The 26,216-nt window shown below is 70.2% G+C and carries 21 protein-coding genes, 3 tRNA genes and 1 pseudogene; 8 read left to right on the forward strand and 17 right to left on the reverse strand.

Annotated elements, in window-relative coordinates:
• Positions 1 to 747 precede the first annotated feature (747 nt).
• The 8 genes from ACLQ23_RS22185 to ACLQ23_RS22220 all read right to left on the reverse strand — a co-directional run bounded on the left by ACLQ23_RS22185 (position 748) and on the right by ACLQ23_RS22220 (position 6,311).
• Positions 748 to 821 (reverse strand) — tRNA-Phe (locus ACLQ23_RS22185).
• 99 nt (positions 822 to 920) lie between these two features.
• Positions 921 to 994 (reverse strand) — tRNA-Asp (locus ACLQ23_RS22190).
• A gap of 31 nt (positions 995 to 1,025) precedes the next feature.
• A tRNA-Glu gene (locus tag ACLQ23_RS22195) sits at positions 1,026 to 1,098 on the reverse strand.
• A 153-nt stretch (positions 1,099 to 1,251) separates the two neighbouring features.
• The gene (locus ACLQ23_RS22200; RefSeq protein ID WP_355587836.1) at positions 1,252 to 2,034 is read right to left on the reverse strand and encodes a polysaccharide deacetylase family protein; all 783 of its coding nucleotides are present in this window, start codon (positions 2,032 to 2,034) and stop codon (positions 1,252 to 1,254) included.
• A 73-nt stretch (positions 2,035 to 2,107) separates the two neighbouring features.
• Positions 2,108 to 3,055, reverse strand: a complete 948-nt coding sequence (locus tag ACLQ23_RS22205) for a MerR family transcriptional regulator (protein ID WP_425735022.1) — start codon at positions 3,053 to 3,055, stop codon at positions 2,108 to 2,110.
• Positions 3,045 to 3,665, reverse strand: a complete 621-nt coding sequence (idi, locus tag ACLQ23_RS22210; protein WP_355627370.1) for an isopentenyl-diphosphate Delta-isomerase — start codon at positions 3,663 to 3,665, stop codon at positions 3,045 to 3,047. The genes ACLQ23_RS22205 and idi overlap by 11 nt, the downstream gene beginning before the upstream one ends.
• Positions 3,662 to 5,143, reverse strand: a complete 1,482-nt coding sequence (gene crtI, locus ACLQ23_RS22215; RefSeq protein ID WP_355627373.1) for a phytoene desaturase family protein — start codon at positions 5,141 to 5,143, stop codon at positions 3,662 to 3,664. Before crtI ends, idi begins: the two co-directional genes overlap by 4 nt.
• Before the next feature lie 25 nt (positions 5,144 to 5,168).
• Positions 5,169 to 6,311, reverse strand: coding sequence for a polyprenyl synthetase family protein (locus tag ACLQ23_RS22220; protein ID WP_355587841.1), 1,143 nt, complete (start codon positions 6,309 to 6,311; stop codon positions 5,169 to 5,171).
• A gap of 65 nt (positions 6,312 to 6,376) precedes the next feature.
• On the opposite strand from ACLQ23_RS22220, the gene ACLQ23_RS22225 reads away from it, so the two are divergent.
• Positions 6,377 to 7,300 (forward strand): phytoene/squalene synthase family protein, encoded by a 924-nt coding sequence (locus ACLQ23_RS22225; RefSeq protein ID WP_355587843.1) that lies wholly within the window; start codon positions 6,377 to 6,379, stop codon positions 7,298 to 7,300.
• A gap of 74 nt (positions 7,301 to 7,374) precedes the next feature.
• Here the strand turns inward: ACLQ23_RS22225 and ACLQ23_RS22230 are convergent, their stop codons facing one another.
• Positions 7,375 to 8,481 carry a serine hydrolase domain-containing protein gene (locus ACLQ23_RS22230; protein WP_425734916.1) on the reverse strand — a complete coding sequence of 369 codons (1,107 nt, stop codon included), beginning with the start codon at positions 8,479 to 8,481 and terminating at the stop codon, positions 7,375 to 7,377.
• 263 nt (positions 8,482 to 8,744) lie between these two features.
• On the opposite strand from ACLQ23_RS22230, the gene ACLQ23_RS22235 reads away from it, so the two are divergent.
• The 6 genes from ACLQ23_RS22235 to ACLQ23_RS22260 all read left to right on the forward strand — a co-directional run bounded on the left by ACLQ23_RS22235 (position 8,745) and on the right by ACLQ23_RS22260 (position 19,073).
• A complete protein-coding gene (locus ACLQ23_RS22235) occupies positions 8,745 to 9,749 on the forward strand; it encodes a LacI family DNA-binding transcriptional regulator (protein ID WP_053652044.1) in 1,005 nt (334 codons plus the stop codon).
• Between the two features lie 369 nt (positions 9,750 to 10,118).
• Positions 10,119 to 11,498: an ABC transporter substrate-binding protein gene (locus ACLQ23_RS22240; protein ID WP_053652046.1), complete on the forward strand. Its 1,380-nt coding sequence runs from the start codon at positions 10,119 to 10,121 to the stop codon at positions 11,496 to 11,498.
• A 77-nt stretch (positions 11,499 to 11,575) separates the two neighbouring features.
• The gene (locus tag ACLQ23_RS22245; protein WP_425734915.1) at positions 11,576 to 12,532 is read left to right on the forward strand and encodes a carbohydrate ABC transporter permease; all 957 of its coding nucleotides are present in this window, start codon (positions 11,576 to 11,578) and stop codon (positions 12,530 to 12,532) included.
• Positions 12,533 to 12,542: 10 nt separating this feature from the next.
• Complete coding sequence (locus ACLQ23_RS22250) at positions 12,543 to 13,430, forward strand: carbohydrate ABC transporter permease (RefSeq protein ID WP_425734914.1); 888 nt, start codon at positions 12,543 to 12,545, stop codon at positions 13,428 to 13,430.
• A 97-nt stretch (positions 13,431 to 13,527) separates the two neighbouring features.
• A complete protein-coding gene (locus ACLQ23_RS22255) occupies positions 13,528 to 15,195 on the forward strand; it encodes a glycoside hydrolase family 13 protein (protein ID WP_425881028.1) in 1,668 nt (555 codons plus the stop codon).
• A gap of 179 nt (positions 15,196 to 15,374) precedes the next feature.
• Positions 15,375 to 19,073: a discoidin domain-containing protein gene (locus ACLQ23_RS22260; RefSeq protein ID WP_425881029.1), complete on the forward strand. Its 3,699-nt coding sequence runs from the start codon at positions 15,375 to 15,377 to the stop codon at positions 19,071 to 19,073.
• 119 nt (positions 19,074 to 19,192) lie between these two features.
• Here the strand turns inward: ACLQ23_RS22260 and ACLQ23_RS22265 are convergent, their stop codons facing one another.
• Entirely contained in the window at positions 19,193 to 19,957 is a 765-nt protein-coding gene (locus tag ACLQ23_RS22265; protein ID WP_425881030.1) for a crotonase/enoyl-CoA hydratase family protein, read from the reverse strand.
• A gap of 195 nt (positions 19,958 to 20,152) precedes the next feature.
• Here ACLQ23_RS22265 and ACLQ23_RS22270 point away from each other — a divergent pair, with 195 nt between their 5' ends.
• On the forward strand, positions 20,153 to 21,004 hold the full coding sequence (locus ACLQ23_RS22270) for a Rieske 2Fe-2S domain-containing protein (protein WP_355587856.1): 852 nt from the start codon (positions 20,153 to 20,155) through the stop codon (positions 21,002 to 21,004).
• A gap of 679 nt (positions 21,005 to 21,683) precedes the next feature.
• Here the strand turns inward: ACLQ23_RS22270 and ACLQ23_RS22275 are convergent.
• The 7 genes and pseudogenes from ACLQ23_RS22275 to ACLQ23_RS22305 all read right to left on the reverse strand — a co-directional run.
• Positions 21,684 to 22,799, reverse strand: a pseudogene (locus ACLQ23_RS22275) (LysM peptidoglycan-binding domain-containing protein); the annotation flags it as partial.
• A 15-nt stretch (positions 22,800 to 22,814) separates the two neighbouring features.
• On the reverse strand, positions 22,815 to 23,258 hold the full coding sequence (locus tag ACLQ23_RS22280; RefSeq protein WP_355587858.1) for a pilus assembly protein TadG-related protein: 444 nt from the start codon (positions 23,256 to 23,258) through the stop codon (positions 22,815 to 22,817).
• Positions 23,255 to 23,722, reverse strand: a complete 468-nt coding sequence (locus ACLQ23_RS22285; protein WP_425734912.1) for a TadE/TadG family type IV pilus assembly protein — start codon at positions 23,720 to 23,722, stop codon at positions 23,255 to 23,257. The genes ACLQ23_RS22280 and ACLQ23_RS22285 overlap by 4 nt, the downstream gene beginning before the upstream one ends.
• Positions 23,719 to 24,162: a TadE/TadG family type IV pilus assembly protein gene (locus ACLQ23_RS22290; protein WP_355587862.1), complete on the reverse strand. Its 444-nt coding sequence runs from the start codon at positions 24,160 to 24,162 to the stop codon at positions 23,719 to 23,721. Before ACLQ23_RS22290 ends, ACLQ23_RS22285 begins: the two co-directional genes overlap by 4 nt.
• A gap of 5 nt (positions 24,163 to 24,167) precedes the next feature.
• Positions 24,168 to 24,371, reverse strand: coding sequence for a hypothetical protein (locus tag ACLQ23_RS22295; RefSeq protein WP_053652060.1), 204 nt, complete (start codon positions 24,369 to 24,371; stop codon positions 24,168 to 24,170).
• Positions 24,372 to 24,395: 24 nt separating this feature from the next.
• Positions 24,396 to 25,271 carry a type II secretion system F family protein gene (locus ACLQ23_RS22300; RefSeq protein ID WP_053652062.1) on the reverse strand — a complete coding sequence of 292 codons (876 nt, stop codon included), beginning with the start codon at positions 25,269 to 25,271 and terminating at the stop codon, positions 24,396 to 24,398.
• A gap of 40 nt (positions 25,272 to 25,311) precedes the next feature.
• A complete protein-coding gene (locus ACLQ23_RS22305) occupies positions 25,312 to 26,214 on the reverse strand; it encodes a type II secretion system F family protein (RefSeq protein WP_053652354.1) in 903 nt (300 codons plus the stop codon).
• Positions 26,215 to 26,216: the final 2 nt, after the last annotated feature.

Genomic DNA, 26,216 nt, shown 5'->3' on the forward strand with positions numbered 1-26,216 from the left:
AAGGCGGCCCGCAAGCGGGCCGCGCCGGCCCGGCCCCGGCCTGCTGGCGACCTCCGGCCGGCATCGGCCGGGCCGGCCGGCCACGTTGGTGTCCCTACAGCTGTTGTCGGCACCACCGTGGCACCTGTCCGGATTGACAAGGGCCCCGCTGTTGCTCAGGACCCCGTAGCTTCCGCCCGCTGTCCACCCCCGGGGCACTCCTCGGGCGGGGCGTAGGCGCGAATGGTGCCGTTGTGCCGCGCAACTCTTCCGTCAGCGGTAAGGGGTACGAGGCGTTTACAGACGGGGCAGTAGCCCCGCTGGTGCTGCGAGCGTTGCGTCACCATGCCCCCATCGTCGCCCATCGAGGCTCAGGTAGCGGGCTGGCGACGGAAGGTGCCAGGTCTGGCCGGACGGGACGGGACAGTCGGCGGACTGCACGAGCTATCGCCCTCCGGGCGGGGATCTTCGACAGAGATGGGGGAGGCCCGTCCGGACGGTGCGGTAGTCGGTGGTTGCGTGGGTCGCCATCTCCACCATGAGTCCCTGGCCCGCTCCACGGTGTGTGGGACTCACGGCGGAGATGGCTCTGAGGTTGGCCGTGCGGATTAGGACGGCGTGCGATCTGCGTGCGATAGGCGGCGGCGATCCGAGGCCAAGAGCGGTCAGCCACGGGCAACGCTGACAGATGCGGGATGAGGGCATACAGCAAGATCCCCACCTGCGTTTCCGCTGGTGGGGATCTCTGTAGCCCGGCGAAAGGCTATGTGGCCAGGGGCGGGGTCGAACCGCCGACCTTCCGATTTTCAGTCGGACGCTCGTACCAACTGAGCTACCTGGCCGTGTTACTCGGCTCATGCTACCCGCCGACCTGACGAATCAGCGGCAGGGTCACACGCTCCGATACGCAGAACGCCGCGCGGGGCGCGGCGTCAGCGCTGCGGTCCTGACGGGACTTGAACCCGCGACCTCCGCCTTGACAGGGCGGCGAGCACTCCAACTGCTCCACAGGACCTAGCTTGTGTTGCTCCGGCTTGCGCCGGTCGTGCCCCCAACGGGATTCGAACCCGTGCTACCGCCTTGAAAGGGCGGCGTCCTGGGCCGCTAGACGATGAGGGCGGCCCCGCCATCATTGCACACTCGCAACTTCAAGCGGACTTGCTCCCATCCGGCCCCGCCGGAGGCTTGGAAAGCATACGTGATGCCTGGTCGGTCGACAAAACCGGTATCGCAGGAGCTCCAGCGAGGCGAATAACCGCAGGTCAGGGCGTTCTAATGGAGTCGGGCGATGCCGTAGCGGCGCTTCAGGTCGGCGATCAGGTGCGGGCAGGCGGCGAGCGTCGCAGCCCGGTCGCCGCCGCCGTCGTGCAGCAGCACGATGGCTCCGGGGCGAGCGGCGGAGTGGATGCGCTTGGCGATCGTCTTGGCGGTCGGCTTGTTCCAGTCCTGCGGGTCGACGGTCCAGTGCAGGGGGCGCATGCCGAGTTCCTTCGCCACCGTCAGCACCTCCGCTGTCCAGCGGCCGCCTGGCTGGCGGTAGAAGGGCACCGGGGCGTTCGGGGCGGCCGCCCGGATGGCCTTGTTGGTCCGGGTCAGGTCGGCCCGGATCTCGGCGACCGGTCGACGGGCCAGATCGAGGTCGTGCCGCCAGCTGTGGTTGCAGAGCTGATGTCCCTCCCGGACGATCCGTCGAATCAGTTCGGGGTGGCGCTGGGCCTCGTGGCCGACGACACAGAAGGTGGCGCTCACCCGGGCAGCCCGCAGTTGGTCGAGCACCTTGGGAGTCCAGGTGGGGTTCGGGCCGTCGTCGAAGGTCAAGGCCACCGGCTTCACACCGGTGGTGCGCCGCAGGCCGGACGGAAGGGTGGACGGCAGCGGTCGCAGCGGCGGCTTCGGCGGCTTGGTACGTGTGGGGCGCGGCGTCGGTGTGGGCGGCGTGGTCGACTCGATCGGCTGTGGCCCGCCGGCGGCGTGAATGCTGCCGCGCGGCTGCGCGCAACCGGACAGGGCCAGCACCACGGCGAGGACGGACGCCAGGGCGGCGCGGGCTTGCATCTGTTCGCTCCCGGGGGTCGGGGCAGGCGGACCACCGACGGTAGTGGAAGCCACCCCGAGCCGACAGGGCCGGTCAGGTCCCCGTCGACTGGTCCAGCGAGTCGCGTACCGCGACGGCGAGGGAGAGCGCCTCGGCCAGGTCGAACGGTCGCACCACCCCGGCGGGCAGTGTGTCGGCCTGCCAGCCGGGGCCGGCCGCGAGGATCAGCAGTGGGCGTCGGGGCGCGGCGAGCAGGGCGACGAGCTGGGCCGGATCGGCGGTGGCCCGGGTGTGCGACCAGAGCACCACGGCGGCCGGGCCGGTTCGCGTGACCGCCTCGACGAGGGCGGCAAGCGGTACCCGCGCACCAAGCATCCGGTAGCTGATCCCGACCTCGGCGAGCGCGGCGGCCAGCGCCTCCAGGGGCAGGCTGTGTTGCTCCTCGTCGGCGCACGACAGCAGAATGCGGGCGGGGCCGGTGGGCGCGTGGGCCCGACTGGTCGCCGCGAACGCCTCCGACACGCAGCGGGAAATCAGATGTTCGACCTCGACCAGGGCGCCGGTGGCGGCGTGCCGCTCGCCGACGCCGACGAGTACGGGACGCAGCAGGTTCTCCCAGGTGGCGACGACACCGCTGGCGGTCAGGGCGTGCGCGATCGTCTCGTTGATGGCGGCGGCGTCCAGTCGCATGGCGGCGCGGGCCAGCCCTCGGGCGGCCGGGCCGGCGCGACCCACCGGGATGGATCCGCCGCCGTCCCGGTGGGGCGGGCGGAGCCGATTTCCGTTACGAGCGACGTCGGCGGCCACCTGGTTCGGTGCCTGGCGTGCCCACCGGGCCGCCTCGGCAGGACTCACACCTTCGGCGGTGAGCCGCCGCATGATCTCGAGGCGGGCCAGGTCGGCGGGCGTGTACCGGCGGTGGTGGCCCGGGACATGCTCGCTCGGGCCGAGCCCGTAGCGCTGGTGCCAGGTGCGCAGCGTGGTGACTGCCACCCCCAGCCGCCGCGCGACGGCGCCAGCGCTCAGCGCCTCATCGGCCACCCGACCGCTCCGCCGCGTCATCCGCCGACGATCCGGACGGGGTCACGGCCGGGCCGGGTGCGCCCGGCGTCTCGCCAGAGGGGCGCAACAGCCGGTTCACCACCCCACCCAGCCACGGTGCGTACGACCGGGGGTCGCGGTCCAGCTCGGCTTCGAGGGCGGCAGGATCTGCCCAGCGCAGCTCGGCCACCTCGTCCGGGTCCGGTTGCAGTGGGGCGGCGGGCAGGAACTCGCCGCGCAGCACGTGGTCGTACTCGAATTCGACCCGACCGGTGGTCGGATCCTCGGCGTAGTAGACGTAGACGCCGACCTCCGTCAGCTCGACCGGGCCGGTGCCCAGCTCCTCGCGTAGCCGCCGGTTGGCGGCCTCGGTGAGCGACTCGTCCGGTTGGGGATGGCCGCAGCAGGAGTTGGCCCACCGCAGCGGAAACCGGGTCTTGACCGCGGCCCTGCGCTGCAGCAGCACCTGGCCGTCCGGGTCGACAAGCAGCACCGAGAAGGCCCGGTGGAGCTGCCCCGGCGGCTGGTGGGCTGTTGCCACCGTGGCTGCACCGAGGGCCTGGCCCGCGTCGTCGACCAGTTCGACGAGGTGTTCCTCGCGGCTGCTCATCGGCCCTCCCCGGTGATCCGACCGGCGGCCAGCTTGCCGGAGATCAGCACCATCGGCACACCGACCCCCGGTTGGGTGCCGGAGCCGACGAAGACCACGTTCGCCAGGTCGCGGTGCAGGTTCGACGGGCGGAACGGACCGGTCTGGAAGAGCGTGTGCGCGGCGGCGAACGGGGTGCCCGCGGCCATTCCCTGCTCCGCCCACTCGGCGGGGGTGATCGCCTGGAGCACCTCGACCCCGTCGCCGAAGCCGACGTAGCCGCGCTCCTCGAGGGTGCCGATCAACTGGTCGCCGTAGCGCCGGGTCAGGTCGCCACGCCACTCGAACGGCGCCCGGTCGAGGTTGGGCACCGGTGCGAGCACGTAGTAGGTGTGCCGGTCCGGTGGGGCAACCGACGGGTCGGTCCGGCTCGGGTTGGTGACCAGCAATGACGGGTCGGTCATCAGCTCACCCCTGCGGATGACCTCATCGAAGGTGCCCTTCCACGCGCGGCCGAAGTGGATGTTGTGGTGGGCGATCTTCGCATATCCCTGCCGCGAGCCGACGTGCAGCACGACGCACGACGGCGAGTAGGTGAGGCGGCGCGAGGGGGCGGCGGGAAGCAGATCCCGGTAGGCCACCGGCAGGTCCGGGTTGAGCACAACCACGTCCGCCGGCACCAGTTCGCCGTCGGCGGTGAGCACACCGGTGGCACGGCCGTTCACGGTCTCCACCCGCGTCACTGTGGTGTCGTACCGAATTTGCACGCCGTGCTTCTCGGCGGCGCCGGCCATGGCCCGGGAGACCGCGTGGATGCCGCCGCGCGGGAAGTAGACACCGGCCACCGAGTCGAGGTACGCGATGACCGCGTAGATGGCCAGCGCGTCGTGCGGGGCGAGGCCGGCGTACATCGCCTGGAAAGAGAAGATCCGCTGGGTACGCGGGTCACGGAAGAACTGGTTGATCTTCGTCTGGAGGCGGCGGAAGGCACCGCCGGTGAGCAACTTGAGCAGGTTGCCGGTGATCAGGTCGGTGGGGGCGTCCAGGTTGCGCTCGATGAAGTCGGTCCGCTCCAGCCGCCACAACTCCCGCGCGTAGTCGACGAAGCGCAGGTAGCCGTCGGCCTCGCGCGGCCCGCAGACCCGGGAGATCTCGGCAGCCATCCGCGTGGTGTCGGTGAGCACGTCAAGCGTGGAGCCGTCCGGGTAGTACGCCCGGTAGGCCGGGTCGAGCGGGGTCAGGTCGAGCCAGTCGTGCAGCTCCTCACCGACCGCGCCGAGCGCCTCGGCGATCAGGTCGGGCATGGTGAGCACCGTCGGGCCGGTGTCGAAGTCGTAGCCGTCCACCGAGAGCCGACCCGCCCGGCCGCCGGGCACCGGCTCGCGTTCCAGCACTGTCACCTGCCGGCCGCTGCCGGCCAGGTGCAGCGCGCAGGCCAGCCCACCCAGCCCGGCGCCGACGACAACCACCCGATCCGTTCGTCCCGTCACCGTGCGCACGTGACCTCCTTGAAAAAGTCGCTCATCAGGCCCGCCGGTCGGTGGCGGCGGTGGCCAACCCGGTCAGCGCGGTCCGCGCCGTCCGGTCCACGGGCGCGGCGTCGAGCGCGGCCAGCGCGTCGCCCACCCGCTCGGCGATCATCCGTTCCACCCGCGCCACCGCGCCGGTGTCGGCTACCAGTTCGGCGAGCTCGTCGACCGGCCCGGTGTCGGCTTGATCCAACGCTCTGCGCTGGGCGGGCGTGGCCAGTTGCCGGGCCAGCATGAGCAGTGTGGTGGGCTTGCCGGTGCGCAGGTCGTCGCCGGCCGGCTTGCCGGTGGTGGCCGGGTCGCCGTAGACACCCAGCAGGTCGTCGCGGAGTTGGAACGCCTCGCCGACGGCAAGGCCGTAGCGGGTGTACGCGGCGACGAGCGGGGCGTCGGTGCTCACTCCGGCCAGGGCGGTGCCGAAGAGCAGCGGTCGTTGCACCGTGTAGCTGGCGGTCTTGTAGCGGGCCACCCGCAGCGCCCGGTCGACAGTCCAGTTGGCCGCGTCGTTCTCGCCGAGCACGTCCAGGTACTGCCCGGCGATCGTCTCCACCCGCATCTGGTCGTAGCAGCGGCGGACCTCCAGCAGCCGTGCCGGCGGCACTGCGGCGTGCGCCAGCAGCCGGTCGGCCCAGACCATGCAGAGGTCGCCGATGAGCACAGCGGCAGCCTCGCCGTAGCGGTCTGGATCGCCCCGGTGGCCGGCGGCGACGTGCTGGGCGGCGAGCGCGACGTGCGCCGTGGGCCGGCCGCGCCGGGTGGCGGAGTCGTCCATCACGTCGTCGTGCACCAGCGCGAAGGTGTGCAGCAGTTCGAGGGCGGCCAGCGCAGGCAACACCGGTGGGAGTGATTCGCTGCCGCCGGACGCGCCCCGCCAGCCCCAGTACGCGAACGTGGACCGGAGACGTTTCCCGCCGACCAGGACTGCGTCCCGTGCGGCTGCCGCGAATTCGCCCATCGCTGCGTCGATCTGAGCGAGGGATTCGACCTCGGCGGTGAGGAAAGTGGTGAGGGTGTCGTTGACGGCGGTGCTCAGATCGTGGGTGTACGCAGCCAGGACGGCACGGACCGGATCGTCCCTGTCGCCCGGCTCTGTCGGAGCCACACGGATCGCGTTGCCCGTCGCTGCGTCGTTGGCCATGTGGGCGAGCGTACCCTAGGCTACGAGTTGCGTCGATTGGTGCGTCGATAATTGAGGAGGGTCCGGTGGACACGGATCTCACCGCTGCCTATGACCGATGCCGTGAGCTGCACAAACGCCACGGCCGCACCTACTATCTCGCCACCAGACTGCTTCCCGCCTGGAAACGGCGACACGTGCACGCGCTGTACGGCTTCACCAGGTACGCCGACGAGATCGTCGACCGCACCGAGGACCTTCCGCCGGCCGAGCGGGCCGCCCTGCTCGACGACTGGGCCAGCCAGTTCGTGGCCGGTCTGCACGGCGCGCAGGTCGACGACCCGTTGCTGCCGGCCGTCCTGCACACGATCGCCATCTTCGATCTCGACCGGGACGACTTCGCGTCGTTTCTCAAGAGCATGGCGATGGACCTGACCGTCACGGCGTACCCGACGTACGACCACCTGCTCGACTACATGGAGGGCTCGGCGGCCGTCATCGGCACCATGATGCTGCCGATCCTGGGCAGCTCCGACCCGGCCGCTGCCCGCGAGCCCGCCCGGCAGCTCGGCTTCGCCTTCCAGCTCACCAACTTCATCCGGGACGTCGCCGAGGACCTCGACCGGGGCCGCACCTACCTGCCCGACGAGGACCTTGCGAAGTTCGGCGTCACCCGCGACGACCTGCTCGAGGCCCGCAACCGAGGGCGCGGCACGCCCCGTATCAGAGAGCTGATCGAGTACGAGGTGACCCGAGCCCAGGCGCACTACGCCGCCGCCGCACCGGGCATCACCATGCTCGCCCCTGCCTCGCAGGCCTGCATGCGCACCGCGTACGCGCTCTACGGCGGCATCCTCGACGAGGTGGCCGCGCAGAACTACGACGTCTTCGCTCGGCGTGCCCTCGTGCCGCAGCGACGGCGGATGGCGGTGGCCGCCCGCGCACTGCTCACCCCGACCGGCACCCCCGTCACGATTCCCGGGCCGACGATCCAGCCGGCCGCCCGCTAACCGCCAGCTGCACTGCAAGAAAGGGCACCTTATTAACGCCTGGTGTTGTAGAAGGGGCCCTTCCTAACAAGCGGTCAGAGGCAGGAGTGCAGGGCTTCCGCCAACTCGTCGACACGATCGTGCTCGGCCAGCGTGGCGGTGGCGTACGCGAAGGTGTAGCCCCGGCCCGGGTCGGCCCACGCGCTGCTGCCGCCGATGCCACCCATGCCCCAACTGCCGTCCGGCTCCCACTGCATGCCCAGCGTCCACTGGGCGACCCGGTCCAGCACCAGGTCCGGCCCGTCGTACTGGACCCTCGTCGCCTCCGCCACCAGGTCCGGGCTGACCAGGCGTACGCCGTCCAGGACACCGCCGGCCAGCAGACCGGCGTAGAGCCGGGCCAGGCCGGCGGCGGTGGCGTGCAAATTGACCGCCGGCACCTCGGCGCCCCGCCAGAGCGGACTGTTCAACACGGCCAGGTCGAGCCCACCCGCGGGGTTGCCGATGGCGCGGGCGCGCAACGAGCCCGGCGTACCGAGCGCTCGGGTCGGCCACTGCGGGTCGCCGTAGCGCAGGTCAGCGCAGCGCCGCTGATCCGCCGCGGCCAACCCGAAGCCGAGGTCGAGTCGCCACGGGCCGGCGATCTCGTCGGCCAGGTAACGCCCCACCGACCGACCGTCCACGCGGCGGACCAACTCGCCCACCAGGTGGCCGTACGTCCACGCGTGCTCACCGGCCACCGAGCCCGGCGTCCACTCGGGGTCGGCGGCGGCCAGATCGCCGGTGAGCAGCGCCCAGTCGGTGATCGCCGTGGCCGGCCGGGGCACCGGGAAGGCCGGCAGTCCGGCGGTGTGCGACAACACCTGGCGCACGGTTGCCGGGGTACGGAACTCCGACCAGTACCGCGTCACCGGCGCGTCGATGTCGATCCGTCCCCGGTCGACGAGCATCAGCAGGCAGAGTGCCGCGACGGGCTTGCCGACCGAGTAGACGTTCACGAGCGTGTCGTGCCGCCACGTCCCGCCGTCGTTCCCGGCGGTGGTCCGTGACCCGCCGTCGGGCCTGTCGGTGGTCCGTGACCCGCCGACCAGGTCGACCACCGGGTGACCGTCGTACCAGATGGCCAGGCTGGCCCCGGTCTCCCGACCGGAGCTGAGCAGGTCGTGGAAGCAGTCCCGGACCGGGGCGAAGCGCGCGTGCATCAGGCCACCGTAAGTGGAGTTGCCGCTCCCCGTGCCTCTGGCCCACGTTCTGCTCGCACGCGGCCCTGGAGTGCTCTGATGAGCGTGATACCTCAGAGTCATATTGATGACTCTGAGGTATCAAGCTCATAGCATTGACCGATATCCGGCGCGGAGGCGCGGAGGCGCTGCCTGGTGAAGGCGGCAAGACACCGCAGCGGAACGGCAAATCCCGACGATCCTGCTGTTCATTTCTTTCAGTAATGTGACGTACGATTGCGGCCGTGACCAAGCGGTTGACTGAAGTTGCCAAGAAGGCGGGCGTCAGCGAGGCCACCGTCAGCCGGGTGCTCAACGGTCGGGACGGGGTCTCCGAGGCGACCCGGACGGCCGTGCTGACCGCGCTTGACGTGCTGGGCTACGAGCGACCGACCAAGCTGCGTGGCGAGCGCGCCCGGCTGGTCGGGCTGGTGCTGCCCGAGTTGCAGAACCCGATCTTCCCGGCGCTCGCCGAGGTGGTCACCGGATCCCTCGCCCAGCGCGGCTACACGCCCGCCCTCTGCGCCCGCACCATCGGTGGTGTGTCCGAGATGGACTACGTCGAGATGCTCCTCGACCACCAGGTCTCCGGCGTGATCTTCGCCGGTGGCTCGTACGCGCTGGCCGACGCCCGCCACGACCACTACCGCCGGCTGACCGATCGGGGCCTTCCGGTGGTGCTTGTCAACGCCGGCGTCGACGAGTTGGGCTTTCCGCGGGTCTCCACAGACGACGCCGTGGCGGTGGAGCAGGCGTACGGGCATCTGCGCTCGCTCGGTCACGAGCGGATCGGGATGGTGCTCGGCCCGGAGGGGCACGTGCCGTCGCGCCGCAAGCTGGACGCGATGGTCCAGGCCGCCGGTTGGGGTGACGCCGAGCGTGAGTGCGTGGAGCGTTCGAGCTTTTCGATGGAGGGCGCACGGGTCGCCGCGACCAAACTTGTCGAACGTGGCGTGACAGGCATCATCTGTGCCAGCGACGTGCTGGCTCTGGGCACCATCCGGGCCGCCCGGCGGCTGGGTCGTGCGGTGCCGACCGACATCTCGGTTGTGGGCTTCGACGACTCGGCGTTCATGACCTGCACCGACCCGCCGTTGACCACGGTGCGGCAGCCCATCGAGACGATGGGTCAGGCCGCTGTGGACCTGCTCGTCACCCAGATCGAGGGCGTCGGCGTCCTTCAGGACGAGTTGCTGTTCGAACCGGAGCTGGTTGTTCGCGGCTCCACCGCACCGGCCCCGGGTCGCTGACCACGCCCGTGCGCTGACGCTGCCGGGGTACCGACCCGTACCCATCTGACGACGTTCGGCCGTCGACCGCTCACCAGCGGTCGGCGGCCGTTTTCGTCGTTGCCCGGCCCTCGCCGGCAGCAGCCTGAGCGCCACCTGGTCAAAGAGCGGCAAAAGCTCTCAAGGTCACCCCAGCCCCGCATCACTATCCCTATCTGTCACTCAGATGTCGTGTCTTTTCATGTTGCAGTCGCACTCTTGCTGAAGCGAGTTCTCATCGCTACAGTGACGTCACTCACACCTGGCACCGGCGCAGCTACAAGGCGTCAGGTCTCACCACCGCAGATTCAGCGACGTCATGGAGACACCCGTTCCCGAAGGGATGGACAGATGTCCGTACCGCAATACCGAAGGGCTGCGGCGTTAGCGCTCGTGGCCGGCCTGGGGCTCAGCCTCACGGCGTGCTCCACGAAGAGCGACGACAAGGACACGACCGCTGGCGGCAAGGTCACCATCACTGTCGACTGCCAGCCCGTCGGCGCGCAGAAAGAGCTGTTGAAGAACTGGAACGACGATGTCGCCGAGTTCCAGCGGCAGAACCCGGACATCGTCATCAAGAGCGTGAGCGTCGGCGAGCAGTGCAACAACCCGCCGGACTTCACCGCCCGCCTCGCCGGCGGCACCGTGACGGACGTCTTCTACGGGTACATGACCGATCTCCAGCAGGTGCTGGACTCCGGTCAGGCGATGGACATCTCCGAGTACGCGAATAAAGACACCGTCCCCACCTGGGACAGCATCGACCCGGCGCTCAAAGAGGTCTTCAGCGACGGCGGCAAGCTCTACGCCGTCCCGGTGAAGAACTACTCGATGGGCCTGGTCTACAACAAGGCCCTGTTCCAGCAGGCCGGGCTCGACGTGAACAACCCGCCCAAGACGTGGGCCGACGTCCGGGCCGCAGCCAAGAAGATCTCCGCGCTCGGCAACGGCATCGCCGGCTACTCGGAATACAGCGCCGGCAACACCGGCGGCTGGCACTTCACCTCCCTGCTCTACTCGCAGGGCGGCCGGGTGCTGACCGAGGACGGCAAGAAGGCCGACTTCAACAACGCCATGGGCAAGCAGGTCCTGCAGAACCTCAAGGACATGCGGTACGGCGACAACAGCATGGGCGCCCGCCAGCTCCTCCAGTGGGGTGACCTGCTTACCAACGCCGGTGCGGGCAAGGTCGGCATGTTCATCGGCGCACCGGACGCCACCCAGGCGATCGTCAGCCAGTTCCAGGGCAAGTTCCAGGACTGGGCGATGAGCCCGCTGCCCGGCCAGGACGGCCTGGCGAAGGGCACTCTCGGCGGCGGCGAGGGCTACTTCTTCAAGAAGGGCCTCACCCCCGAGCAGGTAAAGGCCGGTCTGAAGTGGATCGCGTACCAGAAGTTGACCCCGGGCAAGGGGCAGTTCGACTACGTGCGGGCCAAGCCGCAGAACTACCCGGTGGGTCTGCCGCAGCCGCTGCTCTTCGCCAACGGCAGTGACGCGCAGAAGCAGGAACTCGAACTGCGCAAGGCGAACGCGAACGTCGACACCGCGAACTTCGCGATCTTCGAGGCGACCCCGATCCCGATCAAGGGCGAGCCCCGCAACGCGCAGGCGATCTACGCGGTGCTCGACGCCGCGATGTCCGGGGTGCTCACGAACCCGAACTCGAACATCGACGCGCTGCTCAAGACGGCCGAGGACAAGGTCAACCAGCTCCTGTCCGCCCAGAGCTGACCGGCAGGTGTGGGGGCCGTGGCACCCGGCCCCCACACCCCGTGCCGCACCGTCCGCGTCACTGACTTGGAGTTGCCTTGACGATCACCACCGTCCCGGAGACCCCCAGCAAACCGGGCCGCCCGACGTCGCCGTACCCGGTGGGGCCGCAGCGCACCAGCCTCGGCCGCAAGGTACGGGACAACCTCACCGGGCACGCGTTCCTGATCGGCGCGGTGCTCTGCTTCGTGGTCTTCTCCTGGTACCCGATGATCCGCGGCATCGTCATGAGCTTCCAGCGGACCCGGCGCGGCGAGACGACCTGGGTGGGCTGGGACAACTACCTGCGCATCGTCGACGACCCGAGCTTCTGGACCGCCTGGAAGAACACCGCCTACTTCACGGTCCTCGCGCTCGCCCTCGGGTACGTGGTGCCGTTCTTTGTGGCGATCCTGCTCAACGAGTTCCGCCACGCCAAGGGATACCTGCGGATCCTGGTCTACCTGCCGGTGATGCTGCCCCCGGCCTCGGCGCTGTTCCTGTTCAAGTTCTACGCGTACGACCCCAGCGAGGCGGGGTTGTTCAACGCGATCCTGAAGGCGTTGCACCTGCCCACGTCGCAGTGGATGCAGTCGCCCGGGATGACGATGCCCGCCATGGTGCTCGCGTCGACCTGGATGAACATGGGCGGGGCCGTGCTGATCTACCTGGCGTCGTTGCAGAACATCCCCGGCGAGCTCTACGAGGCTGCCGAGTTGGACGGCGCCGGGATCTGGAAGCGGATCCGCCATGTGACGATCCCGCAGACCCGGCTGATCCTCGCGCTGCTGGCGATGCTCCAGATCGTCGCCACCATGCAGGTGTTCATCGAGCCACTCATTCTCGCCAACGGCGCGGGCGCGGAGGACTCCGCGACATCGGTGGCGTACCTCATCTATCAGCACGGGTTCTTCCAGAACGATCTCAACGGCGCCGCCGCACTGGGCGTGATCATGCTCGTGGTGCTGGCCGGCTTCTCCGCCGTGTACGTGCGGCTGACCGCGAAACAGGACTAGGACGGCGAGAATGGCACAGGACTCCGGGACCCGGACCCTCATCTCCCATGCCCAGCTCAGCAGGGGGCGCGGTCGGGTCATCTACTGGGCACTGCTGGCCATCGTCGTGGCCGGCTTCACGCTCGTCTTCCTCGGCCCGCTCTACTGGATGGTCACCGGCGCGCTCAAGTCCGGCCAGGAGATCGCACAGACCCCGCCGACGCTGTTCCCGAAGGACCCCCAGCCGCAGAACTACATCGACGCCTGGAACAACCTGGCCCTGGCCAAGCTGCTGTTCAACACGTTCTACTACGCGGCCGGCGCGGTGCTGTTCCAACTCGTCTTCGACAGCGCGGCGGCGTACTCACTGTCCAAGCTCCGACCGATCTTCGGCAACACGATCCTCGCCCTCATGCTGGCGACGCTGATGATCCCGGCGATGGTGCTCATCGTGCCGCAGTACGTGACAGTGCTCGACCTGCCGATCCTGCACATCAACCTGCTCGACTCGCCGTTCGCGATCTGGCTGCCGATGGTCGCGAACGCGTTCAACATCTTCCTGTTGAAGCGGTTCTTCGACTCGATTCCCGAGGAGTTGATGGCGGCGGCCCTGGTGGACGGGGCGACGCCGCTGCGTACGCTCTGGTCGATCATCCTGCCGCTGTCGCGTCCCATCCTCGGGGTCGTCTCGATCTTCGCCGTGACGGCGGTCTGGAAGGACTTCCTCTGGCCGAAGCTGGTCATGCCGTCACCCGAGACCAGGACGGTGAGCGTCGGCATCTACACCTTCGCGGGCGGTACGCCGATGAACGTGGTGATCGCCGCGTCGGTCATCGCCGCGATCCCGACCGTCATCATCTTCCTGGTCTTCCAGCGGAACATCATGTCCGGTCTGACCGCGGGAAGCCTCAAGGGATGACCACCACCGCAACACCGCGGCGACCAACGGTGGTCCGCTCCGAGACAGAGACAGGTCGGCGAGCACGTCGACGTACTGACGCAGAAAGCAGGTGCTCGTGTCCACAGCAGACAGAGGTCCGTGGTGGCGTGGGGCGGTTATCTACCAGGTGTACCCGCGGAGCTTCGCCGACGGCAACGGCGACGGCATCGGCGACGTCGCCGGCATCCGGTCCCGGCTCGACCACCTGTCCGCGCTCGGCGTCGACGCGATCTGGTTCAGCCCCTGGTATCCGTCGCCGATGGCGGACGCCGGCTACGACGTGTCCGACTACCGCGACATCGACCCGGTCTTCGGCACCCTCGCCGAGGTGGAGGCGCTGATCACGGAGGCGCACGAGCTGGGTATCCGGACGATCGTCGACGTGGTGCCAAACCACTGCTCCGACGCGCACCCGTGGTTCCAGGCGGCGCTGGCCGGCGGCCCGGTAGCACCTGAGCGGGACCTGTTCTGGTTCCGCCCCGGCCGTGGTCCGAACGGCGATCAGCGGCCCACCGACTGGGTCGGCGAGTTCGGCGGCGAGACCTGGACCCGCACCACCAACCCGGACGGCACCCCCGGAGACTGGTATCTGCACCTGTTCGCCCCGCAGCAGCCGGACTTCAACTGGGACCACCCCCGGGTGCGGGCCGAATTCGAGGACATCCTGCGGTTCTGGTTCGACAGACGGGTCGACGGCATCCGGATCGACTCGGCCGGGCTGCTGGTCAAGGACGGGACGCTGCCGGAGGTCCGGCCGGACCAGCCGCACCCGTTCCACGACCTCGACGGCGTACACGACATCTACCGGGGCTGGCGGCGGGTCGCCGACTCGTACCCGGGCGACCGGGCGCTGATCGGCGAGGTGTGGCTGCCGGACCGGCAACGGTTCGCCAACTACCTGCGCCCCGACGAGCTGCACGCGGCGTTCAACTTCGACTTCCTCGGCTGCGCCTGGGACGCCTCGGCGTTGCGCGAGAGCATCGACGGGACGCTTAGCGCGCACGCCCCGGTCGGCGCGCCCGCCACCTGGGTGCTGTCCAACCACGACGTCACCCGGCACGTCACCCGCTACGGCCGGGCGGACACCACGTTCAGCTTCGCCGCCAAGCGCGAGGGGATCCCCACCGACCTGGAGTTGGGCACCCGCCGGGCGCGGGCCGCCGCGCTGCTGTCGCTGTCACTGCCCGGCGCCGCCTACGTCTACCAGGGCGAGGAGCTGGGACTGTGGGAGGTCGAGGACATCCCGTACGCGCTGCGCCAGGACCCGATGTGGGAACGCTCCGGTCGGGTCGACCCAGGTCGGGACGGCTGCCGGGTGCCGCTGCCGTGGGCCGGTGACGAGCCGCCGTTCGAGTTCAGCCCCGAAGGCGCGGCGGCACCCTGGCTACCCCAACCGGCCGACTGGAAGGACCGGACGGTCCGGGCGCAGACCGGCGACGCGACCTCGATGCTGGAGCTGTACCGGGCGGCACTCACCCTGCGGCGGGCCGAACCGGCGCTCGGCGACGGCGAGTTGACCTGGCTGCCCGCCCCGGACGGTGTGCTCGCCTTCAGCCGCGGCGACGGCTTCCGCTGCCTGGTCAACCTCTCCGACACGGCTGTGCCGTTGCCACCGGACGGGGAGTTGCTGCTGGCCAGCGGCCCACTCGACGACGGGCTGCTGCCGTCCGACACGGCCGTCTGGCTGCGTACCCCCGAACTGGCTGGCGGGACGCGCGCGGCGGACGGTACCGCCTTGACCTGACCTGGCCGGCGGACCCATCGAGAGAGAGGAGAGCCGAGGAACCTGCGACGCCGCACCGACACGGGCCCACCCAACATCGCACCGTCTCCACCTGTCGCGGCACGACGGGCGTACCCCTGCACCCGTCACCGGGCAACGCAACGCACCCCACCACCCCCGAAAGAGGTGTAAGCGACCCCATGTCCAGAAACGGCACCAGACGAGGCACCCCACCGACCGGTACGCCCGGTCCCCGCACCACCCACACGGCTTGGCGACCCGTTCACCGCCGGCTGCTCGCCGGCGCGCTCGCCGGGATGCTCCTCGCCGCCGCCCCGGCCCTCACCCCAGTGGCCAGCGCGGCCCCCGCTGTCGACGCGTCCGCGTCCGCCGCACGCGCGGCAGTGCTCGCCGGGCTCTCCGCCACGATGAGCGCCAGCAGCTACAACCAGAACTACGTGGCGGCCAACGCCAACGACGGCAACGCCGACACCTACTGGGAGAGCGCGAACAACGCGTTCCCGCAGTGGATCCAGGCCGACCTGGGCGCCACCGTCAGCGTCGACCGGGTGGTGCTCAAGCTGCCGCCGTCGTCGGCCTGGCAGACCCGTACCCAGACGCTGTCCGTGCTCGGCTCCACGAACGGCTCGACCTTCACCACACTGAAGGCGTCCGGCAGCTACACCTTCGACCCGGGCACCGGCAACACCGCGACCGCCAGCTTCACCGCGGCCAGCACCCGCTACGTGCGGGTCCAGGTCACCGGCAACACCGGCTGGCCCGCCGCCCAGTTCTCCGAGGTCGAGGTGTACGGCGCCGCCGGCAGCCCCGACACCCAGGCGCCAAGCGTCCCCGGCAACCTCGCCTACACCCAGCCCGCAAGCGGCCAGATCCGGCTCACCTGGTCGGCGTCCACCGACAACGTGGCGGTGACCGGGTACGACATCTACGCGGGCGGCGCGCTGCGCGGCAGCGTCAGCGGCTCGACGCTCACCTACACCGACAGCCAGCCCGACAGCGCCACCGTCTCGTACTACGTGCGGGCCAGGGACGCGGCCGGCAACCAGTCGGCGAACAGCAACACCGTTACCCGGACGGGCACCGGCAACCCGGTCGGCACCAACCTGGCGGTCGGCAAACCGATAACCGCCTCCGGGTACGTCCACACGTTCGTGGCCACAAACGCCAACGACAACAACACGGCCACCTACTGGGAAGGCAACGGCAACCCGAGCACGCTCACCGTGCAACTCGGCGCGAACGCCAGCCTCAGCCAGGTCGTGTTGAAGCTCAACCCGGACTCGGCCTGGGGCACGCGTACCCAGAACATCACGGTCCTCGGCCGGGACCAGGGTTCGTCGACGTTCACCACGCTGGTGGGCGCCGCGAACTACACCTTCAACCCGGCCACCGGCAACACGGTGACCATCCCGGTGTCGGGCGCGGCCGCCGACGTACGGCTCTCGATCGCCTCCAACACCGGCGCGCCGGCCGGGCAGGTGGCCGAGTTCCAGGTCATCGGCACTCCCGCACCGAACCCGGATCTGACCGTCACCGGCATGTCGTTCAGCCCGTCCGCGCCTGTCGAGACGAGTGCGGTCACCCTGTCGGCAACCGTACGCAACGCGGGCTCGGCGGCCTCCGGCGCCACAAACGTCAACTTCTACCTCGGTGCGACCCGGGTCGGCACCGCGTCCGTCGCTGGCCTCGCGGCCGGCGCGTCGGCAACTGTCAGCGCGAACATCGGTACCCGTGACGCGGGCAGCTACCCGCTCAGCGCGAAGGTCGACGAGAGCAACACAGTCGTCGAGCAGGACGACACGAACAACAGCTACACCAACCCCAGCCCGCTCGTGGTCAGCGCGGTCGCCTCCTCCGACCTGGTCGCCGCGGCGGTCGCCTGGTCACCGGGCAACCCGGCAGCCGGCAACACGGTCACCTTCTCGGTGTCGGTACGCAACGCCGGCAGCGTGGCGTCCGCCTCCGGGGCACACGGCATCACGCTCACAGTGCTCAACGAGGCCGGCACAGCGGTGCGGAACCTGACCGGCTCGTACTCCGGGGTGATCAACGCCGGGGCCACCGTCGGCCCTGTCAACCTGGGCACCTGGACCGCCGTGAACGGCAAGTACACGGTCCGGGTGGTACTCGCCGCCGACGGCAACGAACTGCCAGTCAAGCAGGGCAACAACACAAGTGACCGTCCGCTCTTCGTCGGGCGCGGCGCCAACATGCCGTACGACATGTACGAGGCCGAGGATGGCGTGGTGGGCGGCGGCGCGACGGTCGTCGGCCCGAACCGTACCGTCGGCGATCTGGCCGGTGAGGCGTCCGGCCGGCGCGCGGTGACCCTCAACTCGACAGGCAGCTACGTCGAGTGGACCACCAGGGCCAGCACCAACACCCTTGTCACCCGGTTCTCCATTCCGGACGCGCCGGGCGGCGGCGGGATCAACTCGACGCTCAACGTCTACGTCAACGGCACGTTCCACAAGGCCATCGACCTGACGTCCCGGTACGCCTGGCTCTACGGCAACGAGGCCAGCCCTGGCAACTCGCCGAGCGCGGGCAGCCCACGGCACATCTACGACGAAGCAAACGTCATGCTCAACTCGACGATCCCGGCAGGCAGCACGATCCGCCTCCAGAAGGATCCGGCCAACACCACCACGTACGCCATCGACTTCATCAACACCGAGCAGGTGGCACCGATCGCGAACCCGGACCCGGCGCGCTACACCACGCCGACCGGCTTCACCCACCAGGACGTCCAGAACGCCCTGGACCGGGTGCGGATGGACACCACAGGCAACCTGATCGGCGTGTACCTGCCGGCCGGCAACTACTCCACCTCGTCGAAGTTCCAGGTGTACGGCAAGGCGGTAAAGGTGACCGGCGCCGGCCCCTGGTACACCCGGTTCAACGCCCCGTCCGGGCAGGACAACACCGACATCGGGTTCCGGGCCGAGAACTCGGCGGCCGGATCGTCCTTCGCGAACTTCGCCTACTTCGGCAACTACACCTCGCGGATCGACGGCCCCGGCAAGGTCTTCGACTTCGCCAACGTGTCGAACATCGTGATCGACAACATCTGGAACGAGCACATGGTCTGCCTCTACTGGGGCGCCAACACCGACTACATGACGATCAAGAACTCCCGGATCCGGAACATGTTCGCCGACGGCATCAACATGACCAACGGGAGCACCAACAACCTGGTGAGCAACAACGACGCCCGAGCCACCGGCGACGACAGCTTCGCGCTGTTCTCGGCCATCGACGCGGGCGGCGCCGACATGCGGGACAACGTCTACGAGAACCTGACGTCGACGCTGACCTGGCGGGCCGCCGGTGTCGCCGTCTACGGCGGCTACGGCAACACGTTCCGCAACATCTACATCGCGGACACGCTCGTCTACTCCGGCATCACCATCAGCTCGCTCGACTTCGGCTACCCGATGAACGGCTTCGGCGCGAGCCCGCCCACCCGGTTCGAGAACATCTCGATCGTCAGGGCCGGTGGGCACTTCTGGGGCGCGCAGACCTTCCCGGCGATCTGGGTCTTCTCCGCCTCGAAGGTGTTCCAGGGCATCCGGGTCAGCGACGTGGACATCGTCGACCCGACCTACAGCGGCATCATGTTCCAGACGAACTACGTCGGCGGGCAGCCGCAGAACCCCATCACCGACACGGTCTTCACAAACGTGTCGATCAGCGGGGCGCGCAAGAGCGGTGACGCCTACGACGCGAAGTCCGGCTTCGCCATCTGGGCCAACCCGATGCCGGAGGCCGGGCAGGGTCCAGCCGTCGGGTCGGTCACCTTCAACAACCTGCGACTGAGCAACAACGCGGTGGACATCCAGAACCCGACCTCGACGTTCACCATCAACCGCAACTGATCCAGCCGGTCGCCCTCATCGGCGGCTGATCTCCCGGGCGGTGCGGCCACTCGACATGCGGTGGCCGCATCGCCCGGCTCGGCGTCAGTCCGCCGCTGCGCCGCGCCGCTGGTCCGGCGTCAGTCCGCCGGGGTGCCGTGCCGGCCGGCGCCGGCGGCGAACCGGGCCGCGCCGGCCGCCGCGTCGGTGGCAAGCGAATCCATCCCGTACGCCAACTCGGTCGCCAGCGCCTCCGACTCAGGCCGACCCGCGCCGGCCAGCACCGCCGCCCGGTCGTTGCGCAGGCAGGACTGCGGGTGCCTGGCGATCAGGGCAGCCAACTCCTCGGCCGCCGCCCGCGCCTGGCCCGGCGGCACCAACCGGTTGACCAACCCCATCGCGTACGCCTCGTCGGCCGGCACCGGACGTCCGGTGAGGATCAGGTCCAGGGCGCGGCTCTCCCCGATCAGCCGGGGCAGCCGGACCGTGCCACCGTCGATCAACGGCACTCCCCAACGGCGGCAGAACACCCCGATCGTGGCGTCGGACTCGGCGACCCGCAGGTCACACCAGAGCGCCAACTCCAACCCGCCGGCCACCGCGTACCCGGAGATCGCCGCGATCACCGGCTTGCCCAGCACCATCCGGGTAGGGCCCATCGGACCGTCGCCCTCCGGCTCGACCCGGTTGCCGCTCGGCGTACCGATCGCCTTGAGGTCGGCACCGGCGCAGAACGTGCCGCCCGCTCCCCAGAGCACGGCGACCGCCGCGTCCGGGTCGGCGTCGAAGGCGCGGAAGGCGTCAGCGAGAGCCCGTGCGGTCGGCCCGTCCACAGCGTTTCGCGCCTCCGGCCGGTCCAGCACCACAGTCGTAACCGGCCCCGAACGCTCGACAACCACACCCATAAACCCAGCATGCCCACCCCGTCCGCAAGGCACCCACCCCACCCACGCTGATCTTGCAGTTCCGGTCGCCCAAATGCCCGAGGTGTACGTGATGTCGGGGCAGCAACTGCAAGACCGACGAGGACTGGGTGGCAGGGGTGGGGGATTGCCGCTGTTGGGCGGTTTGCGACCGCGTTCGCTGGGAAGTCGGTACGGGTGCGAGCACTTCTGACGAAAGTTGAGCAGGCAGCCGGCTTGGACCGGACGGGTGACCGGTTGCAGCGGGTGGTCCTGAGCACGCTGCGTCCGCGGCGGCTGCGGGACCTGCTGCACGGTGTGCCGCTGGGGCATCCGCTGCACCCGGCGATGGTGCAGGTGCCGGTAGGTGCGTGGATCAGTTCCGCAGTGCTGGACCTGATGCCGGGCCAGCGCCGGCCGGCCACCGTGCTCGTCGGCTTGGGCACCGTGAGCGCGTTGCCCGCGGCGGTCGCCGGGCTGAACGACTGGGCAGCGCTCTCCCGGGACCAGCGTCGGGTGGGCCTGGTGCACGCCGCCGCGAACACTGTCGGCGTCGGCCTCTACGCCGGCTCACTGGCGGCGCGCCTCGCCGGGCGGCACGGCGTGGGCAGGGCCCTCGGCTTCCTCGGGCTCTCGGCCGTGAGCCTCGGCGCCTACATCGGCGGCCACCTCGCGTACAAGCAGGGAGCCCAGGTCAACCAGAGCATCTCCGAGCTGCACCGGATGAGCGACGGCTGGCACTCGCTGGTCGACATGGCCACGCTGCCGCAGCGCACGCTGGTCACCCGCGACGTCGACGACGTCTCGGTGATCCTCTACCGCCACGGCGACGAGGTCACAGTGATGCTGGAGCGCTGCCCGCACCAGAGCGGGCCGCTCGGCGAGGGCGAGGTGCAGGAGATCGACGGCCACGCCTGCGTGGTCTGCCCGTGGCACGGCAGCGCGTTCCGGCTCAACGGAGGCGAGGTAGTGCAGGGACCCTCCGGCAGTGACCAGCAGATCCTGCCCACCCGCGTCCAGAACGGCGTGCTCCAGACCCGCCTGCCCTGACCCGACCCGGCCTGGCCCCTGGCTGGCTTGCCTGGCCCTGCCGGCCCTTGCACCGCCTGGCCCTTGCACCGCCTGGCCCTTGCACCGCCTGGCCCTTGCACGGCCGGCTTGGCTGGCCTTGCCCTGCCCGACGCTGGCGCTTTGCGCCGGGGCGGCGGTGTTGTCGATGGCCATGATGTCTGTGAGATATAAGTATGTCTCAGAGACATCACGCTCTCCAGACACTTGGCCCCGGGACCCCTCGGCGCGCGATCTGTACCGTCGCCGGCTTCAGCGTTCGATCAGCTGCGTCGGTGCCGGCGGGCCGACGGTCCGTTCAGCTGCGTCGGTGGCGGCCGACCGATGGTCCGTCCGGTACGGAGTCCAGGTCGTGCCCGGTGGCGAACAGTTCGCCTCTGGCACTGTCGCCAGCCCAACCGTCGTCACCATTCCAACTCGGCGCACCGGTGGGCGGCGTGCCGCGGCCGGCAGGTGCCGTGCTGCCGGTTGGTGCGATCCCGCCGCCATTCGGCACCGCGCCGCCGCCGCGAGCTACCCCGCCGCCATCGCGGGATACGGCACGGCCGTCGCGTGCTACCGCGCTATCGCGCGACACTGCACGGCCGCTGCGAGCCCTCGCGCTGCCGTCGCGGGACGCTGAACTGCCGTCGCGGGCTGCCGCGCCGCTGCCGATCGCTGTGCGGTTGTAGCGCGTTGCTGGTGCTTTGGCGCGGGGTGTGCGGGAGGACGTGGCCAACCGGGGAGTCGCCCCGGCGGTGGCCGGGCGGCGCCGCAGTCCGAGCACCGCACCGATCTGGGCTCCGACGATGCTCGCGACGGCCAACACGGCGGACACCGCCAGCGGTCGGTTGACCCCGTCGGTGTCACCGGCCCGGGCTGCGCCGACCGTCATCGTGGGTGCCTGGCCTGCCGGCTCCGTACCGCTGCGGGGTGTCGTCTCCGTCCGCTCCGGTGCCGGCTGCTCCGGTGCCGCCTGCTCCGGTGTGGTCTGTTCGGGGGCCGGTCGCGGTGCCGGCGGCTTGGGGGCGGCGGGCGGGCCCACGAGTTTTCCGGTGGCGTGTCGCCGTGTGCCCTGGTCGGCGGCCTCGCTGGGAAGCCGGAGCAGTTGGCCGGGACGGATGCGATCCGGGTCGTCGATCTTGTTCAGCTTGGCGAGCTGCCGGTAGTCGCCGAAGTCGTCCAGGTAACGCTCGGCCACCGTGCCGAGGTAGTCGCCCCGTGCCACCCGGTACATCGGCGCAGCTTCGTCGCCCGCGACGGAGTCACCGGGGGCGGTGAACCCGGTCCGGGTCAGCGGGACCGCCGTGTCGTGGGTCGCGCTCGGACGGTTCGGCGGGGAGAGGGTGGCGGCGGCCGCTGCGTCCGGACTCGCGTAGGCCGGGGTGCCGTAAACGGCTGCGGCGCTGGCGGCGGCCGGGCTGGCCGCAAGGATCAGCGCGACCGAGCCCACAAGCGCGGCGGCGGCCTTCTGTTGGCGGCTCATTCCGGGCAGCTTCGGCGCTGGCCGGCGCAGGGTCTGCGCGCCAAGCTCGACCAGGACGGAGAAGGTGAACGTGGCCCAGCCGAACCAGCCGGCCAGCGCCAACGCCCGCAGGAAGAGCTGACCGTCGTCCCGGCTGGTCAGCGCCGTGCCCACCTCGGCGAAGGTGGGTAGGTGATCGGGCAGGGGATTGCCGGCGAAGGCGAGCAGCGCGATCGGCGCGCCGACCACCAGGGCGCAGAGCACGACAAGCGCGCCGAAGCCGGTGAGCATACGTCCGGTCCGGCGTACCGCGGACTGATCCGATGCGGACATGGCTGCCTTCCCTTCCTACGGGTCTGCGGTGATGGCCCGCGCGGTGGCCTCGCCGGTGACGGTGACCCGGTCGGCGAAGCCGAACAGCCCGAGCATCGAGCGGCGGTAGGTGATCGTGACGCGTACCTGGACGACGGTCTCCCCGGCGATGCGCGGGAAGCTCACGGTGTGGCCGTTGGTGCCTGCGGCGGACAGGTAGTTGGCGACCGCGACGCGTGCCTGTGGTTCGTTGATCCGCTTCGGCCCGCCTTCGATCGCTGTTGCCCGGTCGATGGCCTGCCCGCCCGCGCGTGCCGCCTCGGCGGCCAGGTTGTCAGCGCGTTGCAGAGTGCGTAGTTGCCCGGCGCCGTCGAAGGAGAGCCCGATGATGGCCAGTACGCCGATCATCGCCACCGCCAGGAAGATGCTGACCCGGCCGTGGTCGTCGGTCAGCGGACGTACAGCTGTCGGGGTGCTCATCGCCGGCTCCGGTAGCGGTCCAGGGGTGAGGTGAAGCTCGCCACGATGCGGTTGTCGGTAGGCATGCCGGGCAGCGCGGCGAGCCGCAGGTCCCGGAAGGACACCCGGCAGGCGACCCGGACGGTGACAGTGGCGTCCTGCCCGACGGGGCTGCGGAAGGCGTCGTCGAAGCTGCTGGCCCGGCCCTGCACCGAGCCGGTGAACGTCAGCGTGGGGGCGTCGGTGCAGGCCAGCCCTCGCCAATCAAGCTGCTTGCTGACGGCATCACGCGCCTGGGCGCGGGCGGTGCCGGCGTCCCGGGAGATCGAGGCGGCGCGGGCGGCGTCGTGCGCGGCGGCGTCGATCGCCTCGGCGGCCACCGCGCTGCGCCCGGCCACACCGGCCAGCACCATGAGCGCGATGAACGCGGGCGCGAGCACCGCCACCTCGATGGAGACCGAGCCGCGCTCGGCGGGACGGTTCACGGCTGGGTCACCCGCTCCGCCGTCCCGTGGGCGGTCTGCTGCACCGCGAAGTCCACGCCGGGCACCACCGACAGGGACCGGCCGCGCACCGTGCAGGTCACCTCGACCTCGGTGGTGACGCAGCTCGGGCCGTTCTTGTCCCAGCCCACCAGCCAGCCGCCGGTGGCGGTCAGGAACCGTGTGGCGCTGGCGGCCCCGGCGCCCTCGGGCGCCTGATACAGCCGCTCGGCGTTGACCCCGCTCTGCGCGGCGTTCAACGCCGTGGAGCGGGCCAGGAAGACGGCCGAGACCTGGATCGACGCGAACAACAGCAGCAGGATCAGCGGCATCACCACTGCCAACTCCACAGGGTTGGCACCCCGCTCCCGGTCACCGGCCACGAGCCGACGCCGGGCGGTCGACACCGCCCGGCGCCAGCACGGGTACGCGGCTCCGCGCATGTTTGCTACTTCGGGTTCGTGTGGGTCGGAATGTTCGTCATCCAGTCGTTGGCTTTGCTCAGGGCCAGTCCGGTGACGATTGTCGCCACGAAGACCAGACCGAAGATGATCACAGCGGTCGGGACCGGGCTGTCGCCGCGCTCGCCGTCGCGGCGCACCTCGGCGAGGCGCGTCGTCAGCACGACGTGCAGGTAGCTGATGAGGGACATGGCGTACTCCTTCTCGGGGTGTGGTCAGACTCGGGCGAGGAACGGATAGACGACGAAGCCGAGCAGCACGAAGACGAGCAGTGCGCCCGGGATGTCGAGTCGGCTGGTCACGCCCTCGGCGCGGGCGAGGTTGTCGGTGCGGATCTGGTCGCGCAACGAGTCGGCCCGGCTGCGCAGGGTCTCGTGCACCTGCGCGCCCTCGCTGCCGGAGGACCGCATGATGGCGCCGACGTCCCCCAGCTCCGGAATGCCGATCTTGTCGGCGAGGTCGCGCAGTTCGTCCCAGGGCGCGTGCATCTGCATCTGGGCGATCCGCAGGGCCTCCTGGAGTCTGTCGAAGACCCAGCCGTCGCAGACCGCGGCGGCCCTTTCCAACGACTGCACAGGCCCGTGCGCGGCGGACAGTTGCAACGCCACCAGGTCCAGGTAGGTGCAGACGGCCTGACGGAACTCGTCCCGGGCGGCATCCGCTTTGCTCAGCACCGACCGGTGCGCCAGCAGCCCGGCGACCAGCGCCATGCCGAGGCTGCCGAGCACCGGTATGACCAGGGGAAACGAGATGCCGAGTACGAACAGCGCGACGCCGAGCAGGGTCGGCGTGGCCAGCCCGATCAGCGCGGAGAGCAGCACCGACAGCGCGTACTGCTCGGAGGTCTGCCCGATCAGGGCGAGCTGTCGGTGCGGCGGTCGCAGCCAGCGGGCCAGCCCGGTCAACCAGTCCGGTTGCCGGGACGTGGGAGCGGCGACCCGGCCGAGGCTGGGCGGCTGGTGCAACCTGCGCAGCGCCGGCCCGAGCGCCGGGGTCGCCGGCACCAGTTCCCGGATCACAAGGAACAGGCCCAACCCGATGGTGGCCCCACCGCACACGGCGATGGCGAGGTGCCAGTTGACGACGATCATCGGCGCTCACCTCCGCCGCGCGGGCCCGTGCTGCTCGCGTTCACGCCACCACCTCCTGCGGGTCCGGCGCCGGCAGGAACCGGGCCGGGCGCTGCGGCTGGCTCATCGAACGGACCCAGGCCAGCAGACCGATGAAGGCCGCGCCGAGGGCTGCCATCACCACCTGGCCGGTCGTCGTGCCGTACGGCTTGATGTACTCGGTGTTGATCAGCCCGTACGCCAGGGTCGCCAGGGTCATGCCGGTGAGGAAGCGGACCGCGAACCGGGGCTGGGTGCGCTTGGCCTCGATCTCCCGGCGGGTGGCGACCTCCGCCGCAGCCGCGCCGGCGATCGAGCCGAGCACGTCACCGAGCCGCTCACCTCTGTCGCTCAGGTGCAGGATCAAGGCCGCCACCACCTGGTCGCAGACCGGGTCGCCGATCTCGTCGGCGAAGGCCAGCAACGCGGTACGCGCCGTCCAGCCGGCCTGCAACCGGGCGGCGAGCAGCCGTACCTCGTCCTCGATGCCCGGTGGCACGCTGCCGATCGTGCCGATGATCGACTGCTGGAGGCCCTGCCCGATGCCGGAGACGTCCTTGAGGCGGCGGGTCCACTCGCCGACCGCCTCGATCCGGGCGATGGCGCGTTGCTCGGCCTTGCCCACCGCGAACAGCCACGGCGTGCCGGGTACCGCCACCGCCACCAGCAGACCCACCACCGGCAGCCCGGTCAGCAGGAAGGCAAGCGCGCCGGCCACCACTGCGGCGAGCAGCAATGCCTGATGGGCGCGCTGCTCGGCGGGGTTGGGGCTGGATCCGCGCCACAATCGACCAAGGCCGGGGCCCGCGCCGGGACCGGGGCCGGCGGGCCGGCGGGTGCCCACAAGCGCGACAACGGCCAGCAGCAGTCCGGCGACACAGGCGGCCCCGGAGACCACGGCGATCAACTCCAGGCTGTTTCCCATCA

The sequence above is a fragment of the Micromonospora sp. DT41 genome (assembly GCF_049841715.1).
Taxonomy (GTDB): domain Bacteria; phylum Actinomycetota; class Actinomycetes; order Mycobacteriales; family Micromonosporaceae; genus Micromonospora; species Micromonospora profundi.

Excerpts from the sequence above, each read along its gene's own strand:
- ACLQ23_RS22240 (WP_053652046.1), top strand. The coding sequence starts at position 10,119 with ATGTCCGTACCGCAATACCGAAGGGCTGCGGCGTTAGCGCTCGTGGCC.
- ACLQ23_RS22260 (WP_425881029.1), top strand. The coding sequence starts at position 15,375 with ATGTCCAGAAACGGCACCAGACGAGGCACCCCACCGACCGGTACGCCC.
- ACLQ23_RS22295 (WP_053652060.1), bottom strand. The coding sequence starts at position 24,371 with ATGTCCCTCATCAGCTACCTGCACGTCGTGCTGACGACGCGCCTCGCC.
- ACLQ23_RS22200 (WP_355587836.1), bottom strand. The coding sequence starts at position 2,034 with ATGCAAGCCCGCGCCGCCCTGGCGTCCGTCCTCGCCGTGGTGCTGGCC.
- ACLQ23_RS22230 (WP_425734916.1), bottom strand. The coding sequence starts at position 8,481 with ATGCACGCGCGCTTCGCCCCGGTCCGGGACTGCTTCCACGACCTGCTC.
- ACLQ23_RS22220 (WP_355587841.1), bottom strand. The coding sequence starts at position 6,311 with ATGGCCAACGACGCAGCGACGGGCAACGCGATCCGTGTGGCTCCGACA.
- ACLQ23_RS22280 (WP_355587858.1), bottom strand. The coding sequence starts at position 23,258 with ATGAGCACCCCGACAGCTGTACGTCCGCTGACCGACGACCACGGCCGG.
- ACLQ23_RS22300 (WP_053652062.1), bottom strand. The coding sequence starts at position 25,271 with ATGATCGTCGTCAACTGGCACCTCGCCATCGCCGTGTGCGGTGGGGCC.
- ACLQ23_RS22305 (WP_053652354.1), bottom strand. The coding sequence starts at position 26,214 with ATGGGAAACAGCCTGGAGTTGATCGCCGTGGTCTCCGGGGCCGCCTGT.
- ACLQ23_RS22265 (WP_425881030.1), bottom strand. The coding sequence starts at position 19,957 with ATGGGTGTGGTTGTCGAGCGTTCGGGGCCGGTTACGACTGTGGTGCTG.
- ACLQ23_RS22290 (WP_355587862.1), bottom strand. The coding sequence starts at position 24,162 with ATGCGCGGAGCCGCGTACCCGTGCTGGCGCCGGGCGGTGTCGACCGCC.
- ACLQ23_RS22250 (WP_425734914.1), top strand. The coding sequence starts at position 12,543 with ATGGCACAGGACTCCGGGACCCGGACCCTCATCTCCCATGCCCAGCTC.
- idi (WP_355627370.1), bottom strand. The coding sequence starts at position 3,665 with ATGAGCAGCCGCGAGGAACACCTCGTCGAACTGGTCGACGACGCGGGC.